Annotated in this window: 16 protein-coding genes; 4 read left to right on the top strand and 12 right to left on the bottom strand. The window is 66.9% G+C overall.

The annotated features are described in order from the left end of the window. Positions 1–143: 143 nt before the first annotated feature. The 10 genes from FHR37_RS18990 to FHR37_RS18945 form a co-directional block, all read right to left on the bottom strand. Positions 144–1,364, bottom strand: a complete 1,221-nt coding sequence (locus FHR37_RS18990; protein ID WP_092880983.1) for a lipopolysaccharide biosynthesis protein — start codon at positions 1,362–1,364, stop codon at positions 144–146. A 136-nt stretch (positions 1,365–1,500) separates the two neighbouring features. Further along, on the bottom strand, positions 1,501–2,550 hold the full coding sequence (locus tag FHR37_RS33205) for a glycosyltransferase family 4 protein (RefSeq protein ID WP_175542336.1): 1,050 nt from the start codon (positions 2,548–2,550) through the stop codon (positions 1,501–1,503). A 59-nt stretch (positions 2,551–2,609) separates the two neighbouring features. Beyond that, positions 2,610–3,815 carry a glycosyltransferase gene (locus tag FHR37_RS18980; protein ID WP_092880987.1) on the bottom strand — a complete coding sequence of 402 codons (1,206 nt, stop codon included), beginning with the start codon at positions 3,813–3,815 and terminating at the stop codon, positions 2,610–2,612. Between the two features lie 74 nt (positions 3,816–3,889). Beyond that, positions 3,890–5,017: a non-hydrolyzing UDP-N-acetylglucosamine 2-epimerase gene (gene wecB / locus FHR37_RS18975; RefSeq protein WP_237768612.1), complete on the bottom strand. Its 1,128-nt coding sequence runs from the start codon at positions 5,015–5,017 to the stop codon at positions 3,890–3,892. A gap of 8 nt (positions 5,018–5,025) precedes the next feature. Continuing rightward, entirely contained in the window at positions 5,026–6,132 is a 1,107-nt protein-coding gene (locus FHR37_RS18970; protein WP_202817895.1) for a polysaccharide biosynthesis C-terminal domain-containing protein, read from the bottom strand. Positions 6,133–6,140: 8 nt separating this feature from the next. Continuing rightward, the gene (locus tag FHR37_RS18965; protein ID WP_275936390.1) at positions 6,141–7,202 is read right to left on the bottom strand and encodes a polysaccharide biosynthesis protein; all 1,062 of its coding nucleotides are present in this window, start codon (positions 7,200–7,202) and stop codon (positions 6,141–6,143) included. Continuing rightward, on the bottom strand, positions 7,199–8,191 hold the full coding sequence (locus FHR37_RS18960; protein WP_175542337.1) for an NAD-dependent epimerase/dehydratase family protein: 993 nt from the start codon (positions 8,189–8,191) through the stop codon (positions 7,199–7,201). Before FHR37_RS18960 ends, FHR37_RS18965 begins: the two co-directional genes overlap by 4 nt. Next, positions 8,184–9,464 (bottom strand): glycosyltransferase family 4 protein, encoded by a 1,281-nt coding sequence (locus FHR37_RS18955; RefSeq protein ID WP_092880995.1) that lies wholly within the window; start codon positions 9,462–9,464, stop codon positions 8,184–8,186. Before FHR37_RS18955 ends, FHR37_RS18960 begins: the two co-directional genes overlap by 8 nt. After that, positions 9,449–10,558: an MraY family glycosyltransferase gene (locus tag FHR37_RS18950; protein WP_237768613.1), complete on the bottom strand. Its 1,110-nt coding sequence runs from the start codon at positions 10,556–10,558 to the stop codon at positions 9,449–9,451. The genes FHR37_RS18955 and FHR37_RS18950 overlap by 16 nt, the downstream gene beginning before the upstream one ends. A gap of 98 nt (positions 10,559–10,656) precedes the next feature. Continuing rightward, positions 10,657–12,579: a polysaccharide biosynthesis protein gene (locus tag FHR37_RS18945; protein ID WP_237768565.1), complete on the bottom strand. Its 1,923-nt coding sequence runs from the start codon at positions 12,577–12,579 to the stop codon at positions 10,657–10,659. Between the two features lie 167 nt (positions 12,580–12,746). Between FHR37_RS18945 and FHR37_RS18940 the strand changes: the two genes are divergently transcribed. From FHR37_RS18940 to FHR37_RS18930, 3 genes are read left to right on the top strand one after another with little or no spacing between them, the layout of a single operon-like run. Next, on the top strand, positions 12,747–14,309 hold the full coding sequence (locus tag FHR37_RS18940) for a polysaccharide biosynthesis tyrosine autokinase (protein ID WP_175542339.1): 1,563 nt from the start codon (positions 12,747–12,749) through the stop codon (positions 14,307–14,309). Between the two features lie 16 nt (positions 14,310–14,325). After that, positions 14,326–15,594: a flavin-dependent oxidoreductase gene (locus tag FHR37_RS18935; RefSeq protein WP_092881002.1), complete on the top strand. Its 1,269-nt coding sequence runs from the start codon at positions 14,326–14,328 to the stop codon at positions 15,592–15,594. A gap of 54 nt (positions 15,595–15,648) precedes the next feature. Then, complete coding sequence (locus FHR37_RS18930) at positions 15,649–16,599, top strand: hypothetical protein (protein WP_092881004.1); 951 nt, start codon at positions 15,649–15,651, stop codon at positions 16,597–16,599. A 61-nt stretch (positions 16,600–16,660) separates the two neighbouring features. Here FHR37_RS18930 and FHR37_RS18925 read toward each other — a convergent pair whose 3' ends face one another. Together FHR37_RS18925 and FHR37_RS18920 are read right to left on the bottom strand one after the other, a co-directional pair. Beyond that, positions 16,661–17,266 carry a response regulator transcription factor gene (locus FHR37_RS18925; RefSeq protein ID WP_092881006.1) on the bottom strand — a complete coding sequence of 202 codons (606 nt, stop codon included), beginning with the start codon at positions 17,264–17,266 and terminating at the stop codon, positions 16,661–16,663. Next, the gene (locus FHR37_RS18920; protein WP_237768566.1) at positions 17,263–18,486 is read right to left on the bottom strand and encodes a sensor histidine kinase; all 1,224 of its coding nucleotides are present in this window, start codon (positions 18,484–18,486) and stop codon (positions 17,263–17,265) included. Before FHR37_RS18920 ends, FHR37_RS18925 begins: the two co-directional genes overlap by 4 nt. 136 nt (positions 18,487–18,622) lie before the next feature. Here FHR37_RS18920 and FHR37_RS30965 point away from each other — a divergent pair, with 136 nt between their 5' ends. After that, positions 18,623–19,513, top strand: a complete 891-nt coding sequence (locus FHR37_RS30965; RefSeq protein ID WP_202817896.1) for a hypothetical protein — start codon at positions 18,623–18,625, stop codon at positions 19,511–19,513. Positions 19,514–19,548 lie beyond the last annotated feature (35 nt).

The following is a 19,548-nucleotide window of genomic DNA, read 5'->3' as shown; positions in this document are numbered from 1 at the left end:
CGTGAGTGCGCAGCTGAAACCTGCACGTGAAGGGCTGGATAGGCGATGGTTTGGAATCCCTGCAGTGCCGTCTGGTGCAAGGGTCAACCACGCACGGGGCAACGCGGATGCATCGGTGTGCGAGGCCGTTGACCGCGAGAAGGTCATACGTAATCCGTCTCGAGGGGTGCACGAAGGGATGGGCCGGTGCTCTGAAGCTTTAAAACAGCCACCCACGATATTACGAACGTGGCCAGCGCCCCTGCCAGGGAAGCTATGGCTGCCCCCGCTCCACCCCTGCCGGACGTCAAGCAGAAGACTCCCAGGAGCGTGAGAACTCCTGCAACTTGTGCCCAGGTATACGCACTCAGCGTGCCGGATGCCTTCAGCGCGGCCCCGAGGCACTGAGCGCCGATTCGCACGACGGCGGCCAAGAGAAGAATTGTCAGTGGCTTCAACGCCCCCAGAAACTCCTGGCCGTACAGGAGTTCGATCGCTGGACCAGCCATCGGAACCAGCGCAAGAGAGGCCAGGAGCCCGGCGCCCATACCGCCCGCAACAGCCTTTGCCAGGGCGGGGCGAGAGAACTGTCCCGCGCTGAACCTCGGGAAGAGTACCTGGTCGAGGCTGGTGCCAATCATGAGTACGACCGCTGCGATCGAGGTCGCGACTGAGTAGACACCGAGGACGGCCGGGGCAAGGAACAGCCCTAGCAAGAGCTGGTCCAGTTGTGGACCGATCCGCTGGGGCAGCGTTGCGAGCACTAGCCGCCGCCCGTAGGAAATCGTTACCCGTTCCTCGTCGGGCGCAAGTCGTGCTCGACCATCACGCCGAGCCAGGACTACAAGAACCAGCGACAGCAGAAGTCCACCGACCAGGTACGCCACCAGCGTGGAGAGCACAGTGAGAGTACCGCTCGCCCAGAGCAACGCTGTGCCGAGGGCGTAGGTAACCGGCCGCATGAGGCGTACCAAGTTCCACGCCACTATGCGCTGGCCGGCACGCAGGGGAACGATGCTGAGGAGAGTGAACGTGTTCAGCGGAACGACCATTGTCGCCGCGGCAACGTACACCCACGTGATGGCGCTGTCGGGTTGCACGATGTAGTACGCGGCTCCCAGAAGGACGAGGCACCCGAGGGCGGCCTGTACGACTGCGTCGCGCGCTACCGCCGCTCTGAGGGTCCACGCGCGTGACGACGAACCACCGGACTGAAAGATTACGGCCTCGTCGGCGCCGACCAGCGACATTGTTGCCACCGCTTGGGACCACACCAGCAGGGACACGAGCATCCCACGATCCTCGGGCCCAAGGCCCCGGGAGGTGACGACGCTGCTTACGATTCCGAGAAGCATCGTAAGGGCATTGACCGCGCCTGTGCCCACTAGTGCTCGGGCGGCGCTCGATTTCGTAAGGCTGATCAGCCTCGCGTCACCGAACGCACCAACGCCGCGACCGTCGGGTGCGCGATGAGCGCCATAGACTCTCGCGCGCTGATGGTCCCGGTCGCTCGTCTCCCGATCAGGCACTGCCGACCTCCCGGCACACGCGTTCCACGACCTGCGCCTGATGCTCAGGCGTGTACAGGCGCGTCACGGTGTCCAGAGCCTTCTCCCGTACATCGACGACACGTGGGTCGTTCTTCCTCTCGATGCATTGGAGTATTGCCCTGGCCAGATCGGCTGGGTCGTCCTTCGTGAAGAACTCCCCGGTTACCCCAGGCATGATCGCTTCCACCTCGGGCATGTGGTCGTCGAGGTTGGAATGCGCGACCACTGGAACCCGCGCCAGCAGGCTCTGGATGACGGCCAGGCCAGCTCGGCCCGGCAAAACGCACACGTCGGCACGTTCATAGGCCTCGTCCAGGAGCTTCTGGTCGTAGATGGGCCCATGGAACTTCGCGTCCACTCCGAGGTCGCTCGCGAGCTTCTTGAGCCGCTCTTCCTCCGGCCCGTCGCCGATCAGGTTGATGGTTGTTCTCGAACCCTGCGCGTCCAACAGGCGGGCAGCCTGCAGCAGCACCTCGACACCCCGCTCCTTGATGAGGCGGGATACGAGGATCACCTCTGTCGAGGATCCCGGCCGAGAGGATGTCTCACTTTTTCCGACAGCTTCGCGCCGAGGACGCCCGACGCTGTTGTACACGACTGTCATTCGCTCTCGGGGAAAACCCATCTTGACGCCGATGTCCGCGGCGCGGTGCCCGTACAGAAGCAACCGGTCCGCGAGACGGTAGAACGAGACGCGGACGAGCCTTTTCAGGCCTGTCTCCTCCGCCAACCAGCCCTGTGTCCAGAAGAGCACTGGTCGGTTAAGGGCGCGTGCGAGCAGGGCCGCGATCCAGGTCGAGAGGTAGTAGGCGCTCCCCACGAAGATGACCACATCGGGCCTGGAGCGGAGGAGGTTGCTGATCAGCCCAGACTGCCAGACCCAGTTGCCGTGGGAATGGTTGCGGAGCCGCACGAACTCCTTGAGGTCTCCCTGCCCCGCGGTCAGGACGGACTCCGTGCCCTCGGTGTCGGCCCAGAAGGAGAAGCGGAACGCGTCCGACCGTTCGAGTTCATGGAACACCGGCAACCGGTAGTGCGCTACGCACAAACTCACAATCGCCACGTGTGGGGATCGGCTGCTCATGATTCCCGGCCCTCACGTCCGCTCATCGAGGGCGCGACTTGGCCATAGAAGTCCAGCACTCTTCTTAGTGACGTCTGTGCTTCGAACCGGTCGATGGTTACTTCGATGTTCTGGTTCCGCCTCTCGGCGGGGGTGTCGAGGGCATCGACGATGGCTTTCGCCATGGCTCCTTCGTCCCCCTGGGGAACGGTGTATCCGAGCATCGGAGGCTCCAGCACCTCCACCAGTGACACCAGTTCGTAGACGACCACGACCGCTCCGAGCGCGGCCGCCTCTATGACGGAGTTCGGCAGACCGTCCGTCCTGCCGGGCGAGACCACGACAGCCGCTTCGGCGAAGAGCCGCCATAGGTCCTTTTGCGGAACCTGCTCCATCAGGGTCACCGAACTGCCGAACGAGACGGCCTTCTGTGCAGCCTGCTGGTTCCTGCCGAGGCCGATGCAGACGACCCGGGCGTCGGGACGTAGCTCGAGCACCCGGGGGATGGCGTCGACGAACGTCTCGTAGTCGATATAGGAGCGTGCGCCTCGGGGAAAGACCACCAAGGGGGCACGGTCCCCTTTGGAGGAGGTCGAGGACGCAGCCAGCGCGGCGCGCAAATCTGCGGTAGCGAGCCCCATGTTCCCGGGCACGACGAGACTCGGGGTCGTCTCGGGAAGTCCGAACTCCTTTGCGAGACGTACATCCGCGTGATTGTCCGCCATGAAGCCGTCGCAGGACCGCAACGCGTGGCGGGCGTGGTCGAGAACCGACCCCTTCGCCTGTCCCTGGAAGTCCTGCCCCCACGTACTCACGATCGTAGGGGCATCCAACCGCGTCATGGTGGCGGCGATTCCCTCGAACGGTACCCGCAGCGCGTGAACGAGTGCAGGGCGCTGCCTGGATGCCAGCCTGGCGAGACGGCGGGACAGCCTGCGAGTCGCCCACAGGTCGAGGGTGTTTTCAACTCGGTGCGCGCTACCCCCGGCACCCGCGTCCGCGCGGCGAGCGTTGGCCGAACGAGCGAGGAGCCTGCGAGAAATGGCCTCGAGGCCGCGCCTGCCGGTCCCTTCCAGGAGCAGACTGCGGCTCCGGTTCCACAGGTCGGTCGGTTCCACGAGCTCGAATCCCGCGCACGACGACGCCCAGGTTGACCGTTGTGTAGCGTCGAGCCGGCGGGTGGAGAACGCGAGACCGGTGACGCCCGCTCTGGTCAGATGCATTGCCCATCGCACCGCGTGGACGCTTCGGGCGTCGACAACCAGCCAGACCGGGCTCGGCGCAGACGGCGTAGTACTCACTTCGGGCCCCTGGCGCTGCGCAGGCCAGACCACGTGCCGTGTCGGGCGCAGGTGGACAGGATCCACATCGACGTGCGATGTGCGCAGTCCTCGACGGCGTACTCGAATGGAATCTGGTGGGTGTTGGGCTGCCGTGCCACTTCCATCTGAAGCTGGATTGCGTGCCTGACGTCAGCGGATGACAGTCCGGTCATCACGATCGAGCCGGCGTCGAGCGCTTCGGGTCGTTCGATGGATTCCCGCAGGGTCACTGCCGGGAAGCCCAGGATCGCCGACTCTTCCGAGATCGTCCCGGAGTCGGAGAGCACGCACGCCGCGTTGGTCTGGAGCTTCACGTAGTCGAGGAAGCCGAAGGGCTCGTGGAAATCCACACCTTCCGGCGCGTCCCACTCGGCGAGGTTCTCGAGCCGCTTGCGCGTGCGCGGGTGAGTGGACACGAGCACCGGCAGCTTCCAGTGGTCGCGGACATCCACGATGCACTCCAGGAGCATGCGAATCCGCTCCGGGTCGTCGACGTTCTCTTCGCGGTGCGCGCTGACGAGGAAGTAGCCGCCGTCGTGAAGTCCCAGTCGGGCTACCACGTCGGACGCCTCGATCCGAGGGCGGTAGTGGTCCAGGACCTCACGCATTGGCGAACCGGTCAGCAGGATTCGCCTCGGCTGGAGGCCTTCAGCAAGGAGGTTCCGCCGGGCGTGCTCGGTGTAGACGAGGTTGAAGTCGGCCACGTGGTCGACGAGCCGCCGGTTGGTCTCCTCCGGGACGTTTTCATCGAAGCACCGGTTGCCCGCCTCCATGTGGTAGACGGGGATGTGCATTCGCTTGGCCATCAGTGCCGCGATGCAGCTGTTCGTGTCGCCCAGGATGAGCACGGCGTCCGGCCGCTCGGCGCGGAGCACCTCCTCAGTTTTGATCAGCGTCTCGCCCAGGACGTGGCCAAGCGACGAGGTGTCGACGTCGAGGTAGTGATCGGGAGCGCGCAACTCCAGGTCGTCGAAGAACACCTGGTTGAGGGCGTAGTCGTAGTTCTGGCCGGTGTGGACGAGAACGTGGTCCATCGTCCGGTCCAGCGTGGCGATCACTCGGGAGAGCCGGATGATCTCCGGGCGGGTGCCCACGATCGTCATGACCTTCGTCATCCGCGCTTCTCCTCGGCTCCGGGAGCCACCGGCTCGGCGTATGTGTCGGGGTTGTTCGGGTCGAAGACCGAGTTCGTCCAGAACAGCGTCACGAGTTCGCCACCGCCGATGTTAGTGATGTTGTGCACCCACATCGTGGGCATGTCGATGGCAGCAGGGGAGTCGCCTGACACGCGGAAACGGACGACCTCGTCGGAGAAGAGACGCCGCAGTGCGATCTCGGCCTCACCGCGGAGTACGACGAACCGCTCGACCTTGCCGAGGTGGAAGTGCTCCCCGCGAGTGATTCCCGGCACCGTGCTCGAGACGAAGGTCTGACCTGCTCCGCCGTGCGCTCGTACGCACTCCACGAGCTCGCCACGGGCGTCGGCCCGCTTCGGGAACCTGATCGGGTAGTGATCGGGGAACAGCGCCGCGCGGTAGGTGTTGAACAGGTCCACGTCGAACTTGTTGGCCAGCGGCGGAATGTCGCCCGTGCTGTAGAGCGTATGGAACTCCCGCAGGGTGGCCAGGACCCCGCTGACGCGGTGTGGCTCACCCACCGGGGTCAGTTCCTCGGCAGCATCAGTCGGACCACAGGCGTCGACGAGGACGCGGGCGGCGTCCTGCGCGTGCAGCAAGGAGACCTCGCGATCGTTGACCTCCGGCGTCCGACCACTTGCGACCTCGTGGCAGAAGGTTGCCACGAAGGAGTTGTAGTGCGGCCGGCCGTGCTCACCGAAGAGATTCGGCAGCCGTACATCGACGATGCCCGCACCGGCCTCGGACGCCGCCTTCCTCAGCGTGTCCGCCGCGGCAGACTTGCCGTCGCCGTAAGACGTTCCGTTGCCTGCCTGGATGCTGTTCGCGTAGACCACCCGCACCGGGCGCTCGGCACGGATGACCGCATCCCCCACGGCCCGGGCCAGTTCGACGTTGCCGTCACGGAGGTCCTCGGTTTCCGACCTGTTGATCCCGGCCAGGTGGATCACCGCGTCGGCGTCGCGAACGACCTTCGCGAGGCCTGGCATCGCCGACCGGTTCACAGGCACGACCTCGTGCTCGGTGAGTGCCCGTAGGCGGCTGCGGACATGCCAGCCGAGGAAGCCATCGGCTCCGGTCACCGCAACCTTCATGCCGCCGCCCCCTGGAGTACGCGCTGCATCTCGGGCAGGGTCAGCAGAAGGGTCTGCACCTCGTCGACATCGAGCCGGCGGGTGTTGTGCGATGTGTAGTCGTCTGTCTCCCGCTCCTCTGGCATCCCCTCGTCGAAGAAGAGTTCGTACTGCAGGGAACGCGCGTCCAGCGGCACGCGGAAGTAGTCGCCCTTGTCCAAGGCGCGCACCCGCTCCTCACGGCTCAGCAGGGTCTCGTACATCTTTTCTCCGTGACGGGTGCCGATCACCCGTATCTCGGGCTCGTCGACCTTCAGGAGCTTGGCCACGGCGCGAGCCAGGACCTCGACGGTGCAGGCCGGCGCCTTACGGACGAAGAGATCGCCGTTGTCGGCGTTGGCGAAGGCGTACTCCACCAGCTCCACGGACTCCTCCAGGCTCATCAGGAACCGCGTCATCTGCGGCTCGGTGATCGTGAGCGGCTGGCCGTTGCGGAGCTGTTCGACGAAGAGCGGGATCACCGACCCCCGGGAGTACATCACGTTCCCGTAGCGGGTCACCGAGATAGTTGTATCCGAGCCTGCGCTGTTGCGGGCTGCAGCCTGCGCGACCTTTTCCATCAGCGCCTTCGACATGCCCATCGCGTTGACCGGGTAGACGGCCTTGTCCGTGCTCAGGCAGACGACTGACCTGACCCCCCCTGCGGTCGCGGCCTCGACGACGTTGGAGCTGCCCAGGATGTTGGTGCGCACTGCCTGGGTGGGGAAGAACTCGCAGCTCGGTACCTGCTTCAGTGCGGCGGCGTGGAAGACGAAGTCGGCCCCGCGCACCGCGTCCCGCACGCTGTCGAAGTCCCGGACGTCTCCAAGGAAGAACCGCAGTCGGTCGTCCGAAAGCCGGCGGCGCATGTCGTCCTGCTTCGCCTCGTCGCGGCTCAGCACCCGGACCTCGTGCACTCCGGTACGCAGCAACCTGCGCACCATGGTCGACCCGAACGAACCGGTACCACCCGTCACGAGTACACATCCGGAGTCCACCGGTGACTGCGCTTGCTGCCGGCCCTCGTTGAGGTCGGTCACGACCCTGCCCCCTTCGAACTCACTGCTTCTGCTGTCCGAACTTCACCGGCGCGCACTGCCGCCACGGCTGCCGCGAGCTCCTGCCAACCCTCCGGACCGACGGGAGGACGCCAGCCCTTCGCTGTCAGCCACCCACTGTCTTGGTCCTGGCCGAACCACACCATCTCGAGTCGTCGAGCCTGGCCTGCGATCTGGAGATGATGTGTTCCAGCCCATCTGGCTGCGAGGACCAGGCTGCGGGCAACACTGGTTGGAACGTGACGCGGCTCTCGACCCCCCAGGATTCGGAGCAGCTCTCCCGTAGTTAGCCCTTCCCACGGCTGCAGGATGATTTCCGGCGGCGTGTCCGTACAGGTGGCGACGAACGCGACGGCTGCACCGACGTTGTCCACTTGGACCTGCGGTGTTGGATTCTCGCCCTTCCCAGCCACGGAGGTGGCCTTGGAGGACGCCAACCGGGCCAGGCGTCGTGTGACCGAGCGGTTGGGTCCATGGACTGAGGTCGGCCGGAAGAGCACCGTGGATGGTCCGGAGTCCATGCGCTCCAGGGTCTCTTCAGCTAGCGCCTTCGACCGGGAGTACGCAGAGAAGGGATACCGCAGCGTCGACTCGTCCAGCCGACGGGTTCTTCCTTGGACGGCGGCCGAACTTACGTGGACGAACCGTTTCGTTCCAGCGGCGCGGCAGGCGAGGTGTACAAGTATTGGGAGGAGCGCATTTGCCCCGCACAGCGCAGGCCAGTCCGCCCCCGTCGCGTCAGCGATTCCGGCAGCGTTGACCACGCAGTCCGCGCCGGCGACTGTCTGGCTGAGTTCCTCAGTCAGGTCATCTCGGAGAGATGCCTGCATGAGCAGAGCTTCGCAGTTGGCACCGCTGAAGGCCACTCGGGGCGCTGCCACTTCGCGGACATCGAATCCTGACCTGCGTAGTTGTGACGAAATCGCAGCGCCGACAAAGCCACTCGCGCCGATCACGGCTACCTCAGCCATACCAACTCTCCCGGGTCGTCCGCTTGAGAATGTTTGGACGACGATCTGCGCAGGCCCTGGCAAGGATGTCCGCCAGGCGTGCGGCTCCAACAGATCGGGACAGGTTGCGGTTGTAGTACGCGAGACCATTGCGACCCATGACCGCGCGCTTCTCCTTTGAAGCAGCTGCCATTCCGGCGATCGCGCCCGCCAACGCGGATGGTCGGTCCGGCTCCACTGCGATCCCGGCGTGGGCCTGCGCTACGAGCTGTGCGGCTGCACCAGGCGCAGCACAGATGATCGGAGCACCACACGCCATTGACGCTTGGAGCTTGCTGGGCAGAGTCGTGGCCAGAAACGAGTCACCCCGCAATGACACGAGCTGCGCGTCCGCCGAGGCGATGACCCCGGCCATGTCAGCCGTAGTCCGTGGAGGACAGAATCGGACTGAATGCTCTAGGCCAAGTTCGGCGACCCGGCGGCGCAGTCCCGGCTCCGCAACACCCCGGCCGACGAAAGTCAGCCGCACGTCATCGCGGTCACGCAAAGCGTTCATCGCCTCGATGGCATTTTCGAGGCCTTGAACCTCGCCAATGCCGCCCGCGTACATGAGTTCGAATCGCGAGGAGTCACTGTTCGAGCGCGGTGCTGGTTTGAAAACACTTTCGTCCACCCAGTTGTAGACGGTGGCGACTTTGTGCTCGTCCACACCTCGCGCCCGGAGCAGGTCGCTCATGGCTGGTGAGATGCCCACGACAGCGCTGGCGCGGCGGTAGATACCGTTGCAATAGCGCGAAAGCTGGCGGGCCATGAAGTGGTTTCCGCGTGGGTTGCTCACGAACCCACTCGCAGTTACCGAGTCTGGCCACAGGTCCTGCACGTACAAGACGAATGGCACCCCCGCAAGCGCGTTGAGGACGACTGCGGGAATGGCTACCGTCGCCGGCGTGCAGTAGACGAGGCAAACGTCGCACCCGGCCAGTGCTGCGGTAAAAGCTGTCGTGGAAGCGGCGAAGGACATGTAGCTCGCGATCCGCTTCGCGGCGCTGTCGTCATGGCTCGGGTAGTGCAACACCCTCGTCAGGCGAACCCCGTCGACCGTCTCGCGCCGGAGTGGTCTGCGAGGTCGGGGATCAAGGAAGCGACCGGTTGGGTAGTTCGGGAACGAGGTCAGGGCGGTCACCTCATGGCCCGCGTCAACTAGTGCGTTTGCAACTGCGGTCGGATGCGCCGCGGCGCCAGGCTCGGGGCTGTACCACTGGGTGATGAATCCGATCCTCACTCGCTCACCCATTCATGCGTGGCCGGATGCGGACGAGGCTGGACGGTTCGGCCGGCCCTCGATGGATTTCTGGGCGCCACGACGGCGCCCTCGGCGGCGTGCCTCCGGCCGGGCGCCTGGAGTCGGGCTGATGCTGAGTCCCCGTGGATGGTCTGAGGCAGCAACAGATAGCACCCGGCGCCGATCGCCAGAAGAAGCACACCAACAATTGGTCCGACAGTCTCGGTGACCAATGCCGCGGCGCAACACCCAACCGCAGCGAAGGCCGACACCATCGCGGACCGTGCGTGGCTCCATCCGCCGGCCACGAGCCGCTGATATATGTGGTCTCGATGCGCCTGCTTCCACGGCTGACCGGACGCGACGCGTCTCGTCAAGGTCCAGCTCGTGTCGACGACATACACCAGCAGCGGTGCCAACGCCGACCAGAGCGGTACGCCTGCAGCGGCTGCCCACAGAGCAAGACCCGCAAGCGCCATCCCGATGGCGTAACTCCCTACGTCGCCGAGGAAGACGCGAGCTTTGGGAAAGTTCCAGGGCAGGAAGCCTGCAGCCGCCCCGGCGACGGCGAGGCCGAGCGTCGTCAGGTTGTCGACACTCCAGTGCCAGCCAACGTACGCATACCAGGCGCCGGCCACTATGGCGTTGAGCGCGGAGATCCCGTTCACGCCGTCCATGAAGTTGAAGGCGTTGGTGAAGCCCGCCAGCCAGATCGTAGCTACTGCGGCGGCGAGAACGAGGCTGATCCCGCTCAGGGCAGTCCTGGTCTCAAGCATCCACAGCGCAAGGCTCAACCCCAGCACCAGTTGGATTCCGAGCCGGGGCAAAGCTCCCAGCGTCCACATGTCGTCCGCCAGCCCGAGTGCCGCGGACAGAGCCAGCGCCATCACGACAACGGACCATGGGACGGGCGCCGCAGCCAGATACCCAGCTACGATCCCGAGCCAGATGCCGGCGACGACCGCGAGCCCGCCTCCGCGGGCGGTCGGCATGGCATGCGATGAGCGGTTGTTGGGTATATCGACGACGTACCGTCGAAGCACGGGCAATAGGACGCCCTGCAACCCTAGGCTTGCGAAGGCAGCCGCCAGCACTACTGCCGGCATGGTCACGGAGGTCCTCCCTCGGTGCAGGTTCAGTGGCTGATCGCCCGAGGGGCACAGCCAGACGTGTGACGATCAAGATTCGTCAGGCAGATTCGCGCTCAGGTACGGCTCCTCCTCCAAGTCGGCAGTTCCTCGGATTCAGACTGCCGTGGTCTGCCAGGCTGTCCCGAGCGCGGAGAACGTACGGGTTGATGGGCGACCTCACCGACCATGTGCGCGCAGATGTCCCTCAGCGCGTCGGTCACCTGACCACGCCTCGACCACAGGTCCACGGAGTAGACGTCGGCGGGCCGTACGGCCGGTACGGAGATGTGCGACACCAGCGGATGCACGGGACGATGGTCTGGCTCGCCGTCCCCGAAGAGCTCCTCGTGCAGCTTCTCGCCTTCGCGCAGGCCCGTGTATACGACCTCGATCTGCTTGCCGGACATGTCGATCAGGTTGCGGGCGACGTCATCGATGGAGACCGGCTTGCCCATGTCGAGCACGAGGGCTTCACCGTCACGCCCGATCGCAGCCGCCTGGATCACCAGCTGGACGGCTTCCTGCACGGTCATGAAGTAGCGCGTCACCTTGGGATCGGTCACTGTAACCGGCCCACCGGCCTCGATCTGGGACGTGAACGCCGTCAATACCGAACCCCGGCTGCCGAGTACGTTGCCGAACCGCACACTGAGAAAGGTGCCGCTGGCCTCGCGCGCGACTGTGGCCGTGAGTCCCTCCGCCAGGCGCTTCGTGTAGCCGAGAACGCTGCAGGGGTTGGCGGCCTTGTCCGTGGAGATGTTCACGAACCGGCTCACACCTGTGCGTTTGGCAGCCTCGAGCACCGCATGGGTGCCCCAGACGTTGGTCCTCACCGCCTCAGCCGGGTACTGCTCCAGCATCGACAGGTGCTTGAGCGCCGCGGCGTGGAACACGACATCCGGACGTCGTTCCTCGAATACCTGAAGGATCCGTTCGGTGTCTCGGATGTCGGCCAGCACCAGGTCGGGGGAGTCGAGCATCGCGCGTCCATGAATCGACAACTGGACGGCGTGCAGAGCCGACTCGTCCCGGTCGAGCATGAGGAGTTCGGCCGGTGCATACCTCCAGATCTGCCGGCAGAGCTCTGACCCGATCGACCCGCCGGCGCCCGTCACCAGCACGACCCGTCCGGTCAGGTAGTCCGCAACAGATGCCACATCGGTGTCGATCTGGTGCCGGCCGAGTAGGTCGCTCATCTGTAGGTCGCGGATATCGGACACCGCGACCCGCCGGTCCAGCAGTTCGCCGAGGCTCGGCAGCACCTTCAGATCGATGTTGAGACTTGCCGCGCGGCGCTCCATGGTTCGCAGCAGTTCGGCACTCGCGCTAGGAATCGCGACGACGAGCGTTCGGCATCCGGTCTCCGCGACCGCCCGCGGAAGGTCCTCGCCGGTGCCCAAAACCGGAATGCCACGCACCCGGCGATGTCGCAAGTTGAGTCGGTCGTCGAGTAGGCCGACCGGCCACCAGCCGGCGCTGGGGTCCCGGAGCATCGAGTCGACGAGCTGACGGCCACCATCACCGGCGCCGAAGATCAGGACCGGCGTCATTCCGTCGGTCCGTTCCGCTGTGCGGTACTCGTGTTCATGCAACCGTCGCCAGGTGGCGCGCAGCCAGGCCACCAGGGCCATCGCCATGAACGACGCGCCGACCGGAACCGTCCGAGGCACCAGCGGCGGCGAGAGTAGTGCGTTGAGTACCGCGGCCACTAGCCCGACGGACACGGTTACCCCGCCAAGAAGGATCATCTCCTCGAAGCTGCCGACCGCGGCTCGCCCGTGGTGCAGCCGCACCACCCAGCCGAAGCTGACCTGCAACACGGCGGCGATCAGCCCAAGTGCGAGCGCACCCATCCACGGTGTCACACCGCCGGGCGCTCCGACGCTCGCGCGCAGGACCGAGAACGTTGCCATCGCCAACAGCCAGGCGACGCCATCGCACAGAGCCAGCACCACGAGTCGGTGGCGACGCAAGACGGGCTCGACACGGCCCGTCACCCGCACTCTCCCCAAGACATCACGGTTGTTCCCCCCGGAACCTCTGCGCGGAGCACGACCGCTCACGATTGCGGCCAAGTGGCAGTATGAAGGCATATTAATCTGGATGGCAAGGCATGATGGGAGCCACGCCTCGGGCCTCGTCGCCGCGCGGGACAGCGCCGGCCATGGACGAGCAGTGGACCGAGGAGACCGGCGACAACGAAAGTGACTCAGTGAACCTGCGCGACTACCTCAAGGTGCTCCGCCGCCGCTGGCGGTGGCTGATCCCCGGCGTCCTCGTCGCCGTTGTTGCCGCGGCCGTCGTCACCTTCCTCACGACTCCGCAGTACGCCTCCACGATCCGCCTGTTCGTCTCCACGCCCGAGACGAACACCACCGCTGCGTATCAGGGCGGGCTGTTCTCGGAGCAGCGGGCCGCGTCCTACGCCGACCTGCTGACCGGCCCGGAGGTTGCGGAGCGAGTCGTGCACGCGCTCGGTCTGCACGAGAGCCCGTCCGCACTTCAAAAGCACGTTACCGCCAGTGTCGTACCGAACACGGTTATCCTTTCCGTGACCGTGACCGACCCGAGCCCTGGCCGGGCAGAGCGAATCGCGAAGGCGTACGCCGACCAGTTCAAGACCTTCGTCGAGCAGATTGAGGCTCCGTCGAAGAAGTCCGGCTCGCCGATCACGACGAGCGTCCTCGGCACGCCGGACACCACGAGCAGCCCTGTTTCGCCGCAGCCGGTGCGGAACCTAGGGCTCGCAGCGGTCCTCGGACTCCTGCTCGGAATCGGCGCCGCCGCTCTGCGGGAAAGCCTCGACACCTCGGTGCGCCAGGCGGAGGAACTCGCAGCTCTGGCCGCTGCGCCGGTGCTGGGTTCGGTCGGCTTCGATCCGAACGTGGACAAGAGGTACACCATCGCCTCCGCCGGGCGCTCTGCGCCGCGGGTCGAGCAGTTCCGTGTCCTGCGGACCAGCCTTACGTTCGTCGACGTGGACCAGCCGAGCAAGGTGTTCGTCATCACTAGTGCGGTCGAAGGTGATGGTAAGACCACCACCGCGTCCGATCTCGCGATCTCGCTGGCCCAATCCGGTAAGCACGTCCTCCTGGTCGACGGCGACCTGCGCCGTCCGAAAGTAGCTTCCACGTTGGGATTGGAGCAGGCAGTTGGCTTGACCACGGTCCTCATTGGTCAGGCGGCACTGTCCGATGCCATTCAGGAGTGGGGCGACGCGGGCCTTGCGGTTCTTGCCAGTGGGGGTCTGCCACCGGACCCGGTCCAACTGTTCCAGTCCCGGGCGATGTCAGACGTACTCAGAGATCTGCGTCGGGCGTTTGACGTCGTGCTCATCGACGCGCCGCCTCTGTTGCCGGTCGCCGACGCGACCATCCTTGCCAGCCAGGCCGACGGAGCCCTCATGGTCGTCCGGTACGGCAGGACCACCCGAGAGCAGGTACGTGCCGGGGTGGAACGCCTCACCTCCGTGCATGGCAGGCTCACCGGCACCATCCTGAACTGGTGTCCGCGAAGCGAAGCCAGCATGACGTACACCTATCACCCCGACGCGGTCCCGGACTCAACTCTCGTCCAGCCGGGGGCCGCCGGTCCACCCTCCAACGGCGGTGCGGCCCCGCACGCCAACGACGCCGCGCACACCAACGGCGCGGCCCGGTACAACCAGGGTGCGGTCGAACCGGCCGGCACCTACGAGGGTCGGCGCCGCGCCAACCGTCTGAGCTGATCGCGGACCGGCGCCTATGAAGGTACTGATCGTCGGGGGCGGGATCGGCGGACTGACCGCTGCGCTGAGCCTGCACGCGGCAGGTGTCGACTGCGAGGTCGTCGAGTCCGTTGTGGTTCCCCGGCCGCTCGGCGTGGGCATCAACCTTCAGCCACACGCCGTCCGCGAGCTCGTCGAACTCGGCCTGGGCGAGGCGCTTGCCGACCTCGGCATCCCGACCAGCCGGATGGTGTACACCGACCGGTTCGGCGGCACGATCGTGGCGATCCCTCGGGGGCGGTTCGCAGGTTACGACTGGCCGCAGTACTCCATCCACCGCGGTGAGCTGCAGATGATGCTCCTCGAACGCGTACGCGAACGCCTGGGCGGCATCTCGACCGGGCTGGTCCTGGAGGACTTCGAGCAGGGCGACGCCGGCGTCACGGCTCTGCTGCGTGACGTACGGACGGGGGAGCGGGTGCCGCGGACGGGCGACGTCCTCGTCGGCGCGGACGGCCTCCACTCGACCGTCCGCGCGCAGCTGCACCCCGGCGACGGGCCGCTGCTGTGGAGCGGGATCCGGGTGTGGCGAGGGACGGTGGAGGGTGAGTCGTACCTCAACGGCGCCACGATGCTCGTCGCCGGCTCCAACCGGTCGGTGAAGTTCGTGGTCTACCCCGTGTCGGCCCGCGCCGCTCGGGCCCAGGGGAGAGCGCTGCTCAACTGGGTGGCCGAGGTGACGCTCGCCGCCCCGGGCCCGGTCCCGGACGCGGACCTGTCCCGGCGAGGACGGCTGGAGGACGTACTCCCGCACTTCGGCGGCTGGCGGCTTACCAGCCCGGACATCGCCTCGATCATCTCAGGTACGGAACGGATCCTGGAGCACCCGATGGTGGACAAGGACCCCTTGCCCAGCTGGGGGACCGGCCGGGTCACGCTGCTCGGGGACGCCGCGCACCCGATGTACCCCGTGGGCTCCAACGGCGGCTCGCAGGCCGTGGTGGACGCCCGGGTGCTGGCGAGGGAGCTGGCTGTGGCCGCCGACCCGGTTGCTGGGCTGGCGGCGTACGAAGCCGAGCGCAGACCGGCCACCTCCGAACTCGTGCTCGCCCAGCGCGAGCTGCCCATGGAGGCGACCATCGCGCTGGTCACCGAACGCGCGCCCGAGGGGTTCGACGACATCACCGACGTGCTGACTCCGGACGAGCTCGGCACCATGCGCGAGGCGCAGCGGCGGCTCAGCGACATGGACGTACACGCGCTCAACAGCCGTCCGTCGTGGAACGTCGTACGGCAGAATGTGTGAGGGTCGATCCGCCGTCCGGAGTCGACGGGGGATCAGCGACTAAGGTCAGCTTCCGTGATCTCCATAGTCATCCCCTTTGTCCGCGCGTCAGCCGAGCAGAGCCCGAACATCAGGGCGGACAATCACTTGGCGACCTATTACCGGGCAATGGTGGTGACGTTCGCGTCGGTGCGGCGCTGGAATCCGGACGTCGATCTGATCCTTGTGACCAACCATACGGCGCCCGAGGAGTTCGCACGGCAGTTGCATGGCCTCGGCGTATCGGAGCAGTTGGAGCCATTCGCTCACGAGCCACCTGCGGGGTTCAACAGGAGTTTCGCGGCGTCGCTCTACATGCTCGACGCGCTGGGCCAGCCAGCCGCGGCCAAGCAGGTTCTCTATGTCGATCCGGACGTGCTGTGCGTCCGGCCTCTGGGTGACATGCGTGCGGCGTGTGGGGATGCGGTCGGAGCGCTCCCGTTGAGCTATCCCGTGGACCATGATGTGAACGGGTTGACGCGAAGGCAGGCCGCCGAACTGCACACCGAGCTCGGTGAGGCGACAGACTCTCCTCCCCAGCACTTCGGTGGCGAGTGTTACGTCGTGCCTGCCGGGCTCGCTCCGACTCTGATCGATCGCGCCGAGTCGGCATGGCGGCTATCGCTGGATCGTTACGAGCGCCACGAGTCGAGGTTCACGACCGAGGAGCACATCATGGCTTTCGCATTGCGGGGTGTGCCCGTAGTGAATCTGTCGCCGTTTGTGCGTCGGATCTGGACTGCGGCCCGTCACCGCACGGTCGATGGCTGTGAGCCCGAGTTGACGCTTTGGCATCTGCCCGCCGAGAAGGATCGCGGGTTCGCCGAGATGTATTCGTTGGCGACGGACCGCGACTCGTGGTTCTGGCGCGCGGGTGCAGATGAGTTCACGCAGCGTGCAGCGCGATCGATGGGATTGTCGAACCGCCGCCCATCGAGGTTCGTCCGCGACCTGGCTGGAGCGGTGTACTCCCGCGTCCGCAGGTAGATCACGCCTCTGTGGACGCTCGTCCAGCTCGAGTGGTTGAAATGCGTGGACCTGGCGCGGGTCAGAGCCAGCCGGCGTCGTGGGCGGCGCGGAACGCCTCGGCCCGGGTGCGTACGCCGAGCTTGGTGACCGCCGCGGCGAGGTAGTTGCGGACTGTGCCGTGGGAGAGGTTCATCCGGCGGGCCACGACCGTGAGCGGGGTGTCGTACTCCGCGAGGCGAAGCACCTCCAGCTCACGTGGGCTCAACGGGCATTCGGGGGCACTGAGCGCGTCGGCGGCCAGCGCCGGATCGACGTACCGGCCGCCGGCCGCCACCCGCCGGATCACCTCGGCGAGCGCACCACCGGGAGATCCCTTGGGCAGAAAGCCTTTCGCGCCGGCGGCGAGTGCCTTCTGCAGATGTGGTGGACGGCCGCGGCCGGTGAGGATGACCACCTCGCAGGACGGGAGGACGCGCCGAAGCTCGGCGGTGACCTCCAGCCCGTCCAGGCCCGGCATCTGCAGGTCGACCACGGCGACGTCGGGCCGGTGCGCCCGGGCCGCCTCGACCGCTGCGGTGCCGTCGGGTGCCTGGGCGACCACGTCCAGGTCGGGCTCGAGGTCGAGCAGCGCAGCGAGCGCGGTACGGATGAGTTCCTCGTCGTCGGCGAGGAGTACCCGGATCACTGGCCGGCCGGCGTGGTCGTCGTTGCCGGCCCGGTCGCCTCGGCAGGCAGGGGCGCTGTCGGCACGGTTGCGGTGAGCGTGAACACGTCGTTCACCTCCTCGACGTGCAGCGAACCGCCGAGGTCCGCGAGCCGGTCGGCCACCCCGCGCAGGCCGAAGCTGTGCCGGTCGGGGCCGGACCGGTCCGCGCCGTCGTTGGAGACGGTGAGCGTCGCCTGGTTCGCGGCACGGGCGATCTCGATCGTGGCCCAGGTGGCCCGGCTGTGCCGGAGCACGTTCGTACCCGCCTCCCGCAGGGTGAGGGCGAACGCGGTGGCGACTTCGACCGGCAGCTCGCCGGCGGAGTTCGTTGCCGTACAACGGATTCCGGACGAACGCAAGACCGCGTTGACAGCGGTCAGCTGATCGGACAGGTCGACGGTTCGGTAGCCGTGCACGGCTTCACGTACCTCCGACAACGCTGTGGCGGCGAGATGTTGCACCTGCGCCGATTCCTCGGCCGCCCGGCCGGGATCGGTGCCGGCCAGCCGGGCGGCGAGCTCGGCCTTCAACGCGATCACGGCGAGCCGGTGGCCGAGCAGGTCGTGCACGTCGCGGGCGAACCGCAGGCGTTCCTCGGTCACCGCAAGCCGAGCTTGCGCGTCGCGCCCTGCTCGTGCCTGCAGGAGCAGGCTCCACAACCAGAGCTGCAGCCCGCTCAGAGCCGCGACGGACACCGCGAGCGAGACGGTCACCACCAGGAACGCCCACACCGCGGAACCCGTCGCCAACGCCACCGCGGTCGCGCAGCCGAGCACCGCGACCGTCACCGCCAGCGCGTACCGCCGGCTGGTGAGCATCGGCGAGAAGCCGGCGATCGTCCCGCCGAACCACGCCCAGGTCAGCCACTCGCTGCCGCCGACAGGGGCGACCAATGGCACCGACCCCACACAGGCGGCGCCGAACGCGACCAGCAGCCACCGGCGGGTACGGGCGGCCAGCCACGGTGTCGCGGTGGCGTAGAGGCAACCGGCCAGCGTGATCCCGAACGCGGTGGTGCCCACGGCGCCGAGGACGGCCCACGTCGGGCGCTGCTCCCTGATGACGGCGAGGTACGGCATCGTCATGCAGGCCAGCCAGCCCGCGGCGAGCGACCCGACGGTGGCCCACCGGGCCCGCCGCAGCGGAGGGTCCGCGGCGTCGGCGGGCTCGCCCGCGGCGGTCGTGCTCAGCGTGGTCACCTCTCAGATCCTAGGGTCGCGGACCACCCGATCGCCCCGTCCGGCGCCGGAGCCGCGACAGGACGTGGGAAGTGCACGGGCAGCCGATGACAATCCGCATCTGGGGACTGCGCCCGCCCGGCTCCACGCTCGACCCATGACGACACAACAGCTCACCAACACCGCTCCGCCCCGGCGCCGGGACCGTCCACTGTGGATCGCCGGTCGGCACTACCTCGAGATGGTGGTGGCCATGGTCGCCGGCATGATGCTGCTCGGCCCGGTCTGGACGACCGCGACGGTCGTTCTCGGTGGCCGGGAGATCCTCGGCCGGGTTGACGCCGGTGCCCTGGTGATGGCGACCAACATGGCCATCGGGATGGCGATCTGGATGCGGTACCGGGGGCACGGCTGGGTCCCGATCGCGCAGATGAGCGCGGCGATGTACGTGCCGTTCCTGGCGTTCCTCGTGCCGTACTGGCTCGACGCCGTCTCCGGCGACGTCGTGATGCTCGGCGGCCACGTGCTGATGCTGCCGGCGATGGCGGTGGCGATGCTCGCCCGGCCGGGGGAGTACACGCGCCATCACCACCGTCGGGTACCGGCTGCCGAACCGAGCGGTGGGCTGCGGCGCGGGCTGCGGCGCGTCGGCGCCGCGGTCGCGCACCGGTGGCCGAGCCTGCTCGGCCTGGTGGTAGCCGTGGGCGCCTGGGTGGACAACCCGATGCCGGACTTCATGTGGGTGATGCTGGTCCTGCCCGTCGCGTACATCGTGATCGGGTTCTGGCGCCGGCAGTTCGGAGACCGCCGAGTGCTCGCGATCCAGCTCGGTGGACTGGTCCTCTACGTGGTTCTCTTCCTCGCCGCGCTCGGCGCCCACGAGCGGCTCGCCGCCATCCTCGTCGGCAGCGGCTGGTTGGTCCACGCCGGTTGGGACGTCGCCCACCACCGCGCGAGGTCCGTGGTGCCGCGGGCGTACGCCGAGGCGTGCGCGGTCTTCGACGGCGTCATCGGGCTCACCATCATCCTCGCGCTGTGGCCGCGATGAGAACGACGCCATGTCGTCAGTGCTGAACGATGTTG

Origin of the sequence: Actinopolymorpha cephalotaxi, assembly GCF_013408535.1 — a bacterium.
GTDB lineage: Bacteria > Actinomycetota > Actinomycetes > Propionibacteriales > Actinopolymorphaceae > Actinopolymorpha > Actinopolymorpha cephalotaxi.
This window is presented reverse-complemented; position numbering and strand designations above follow the sequence as displayed.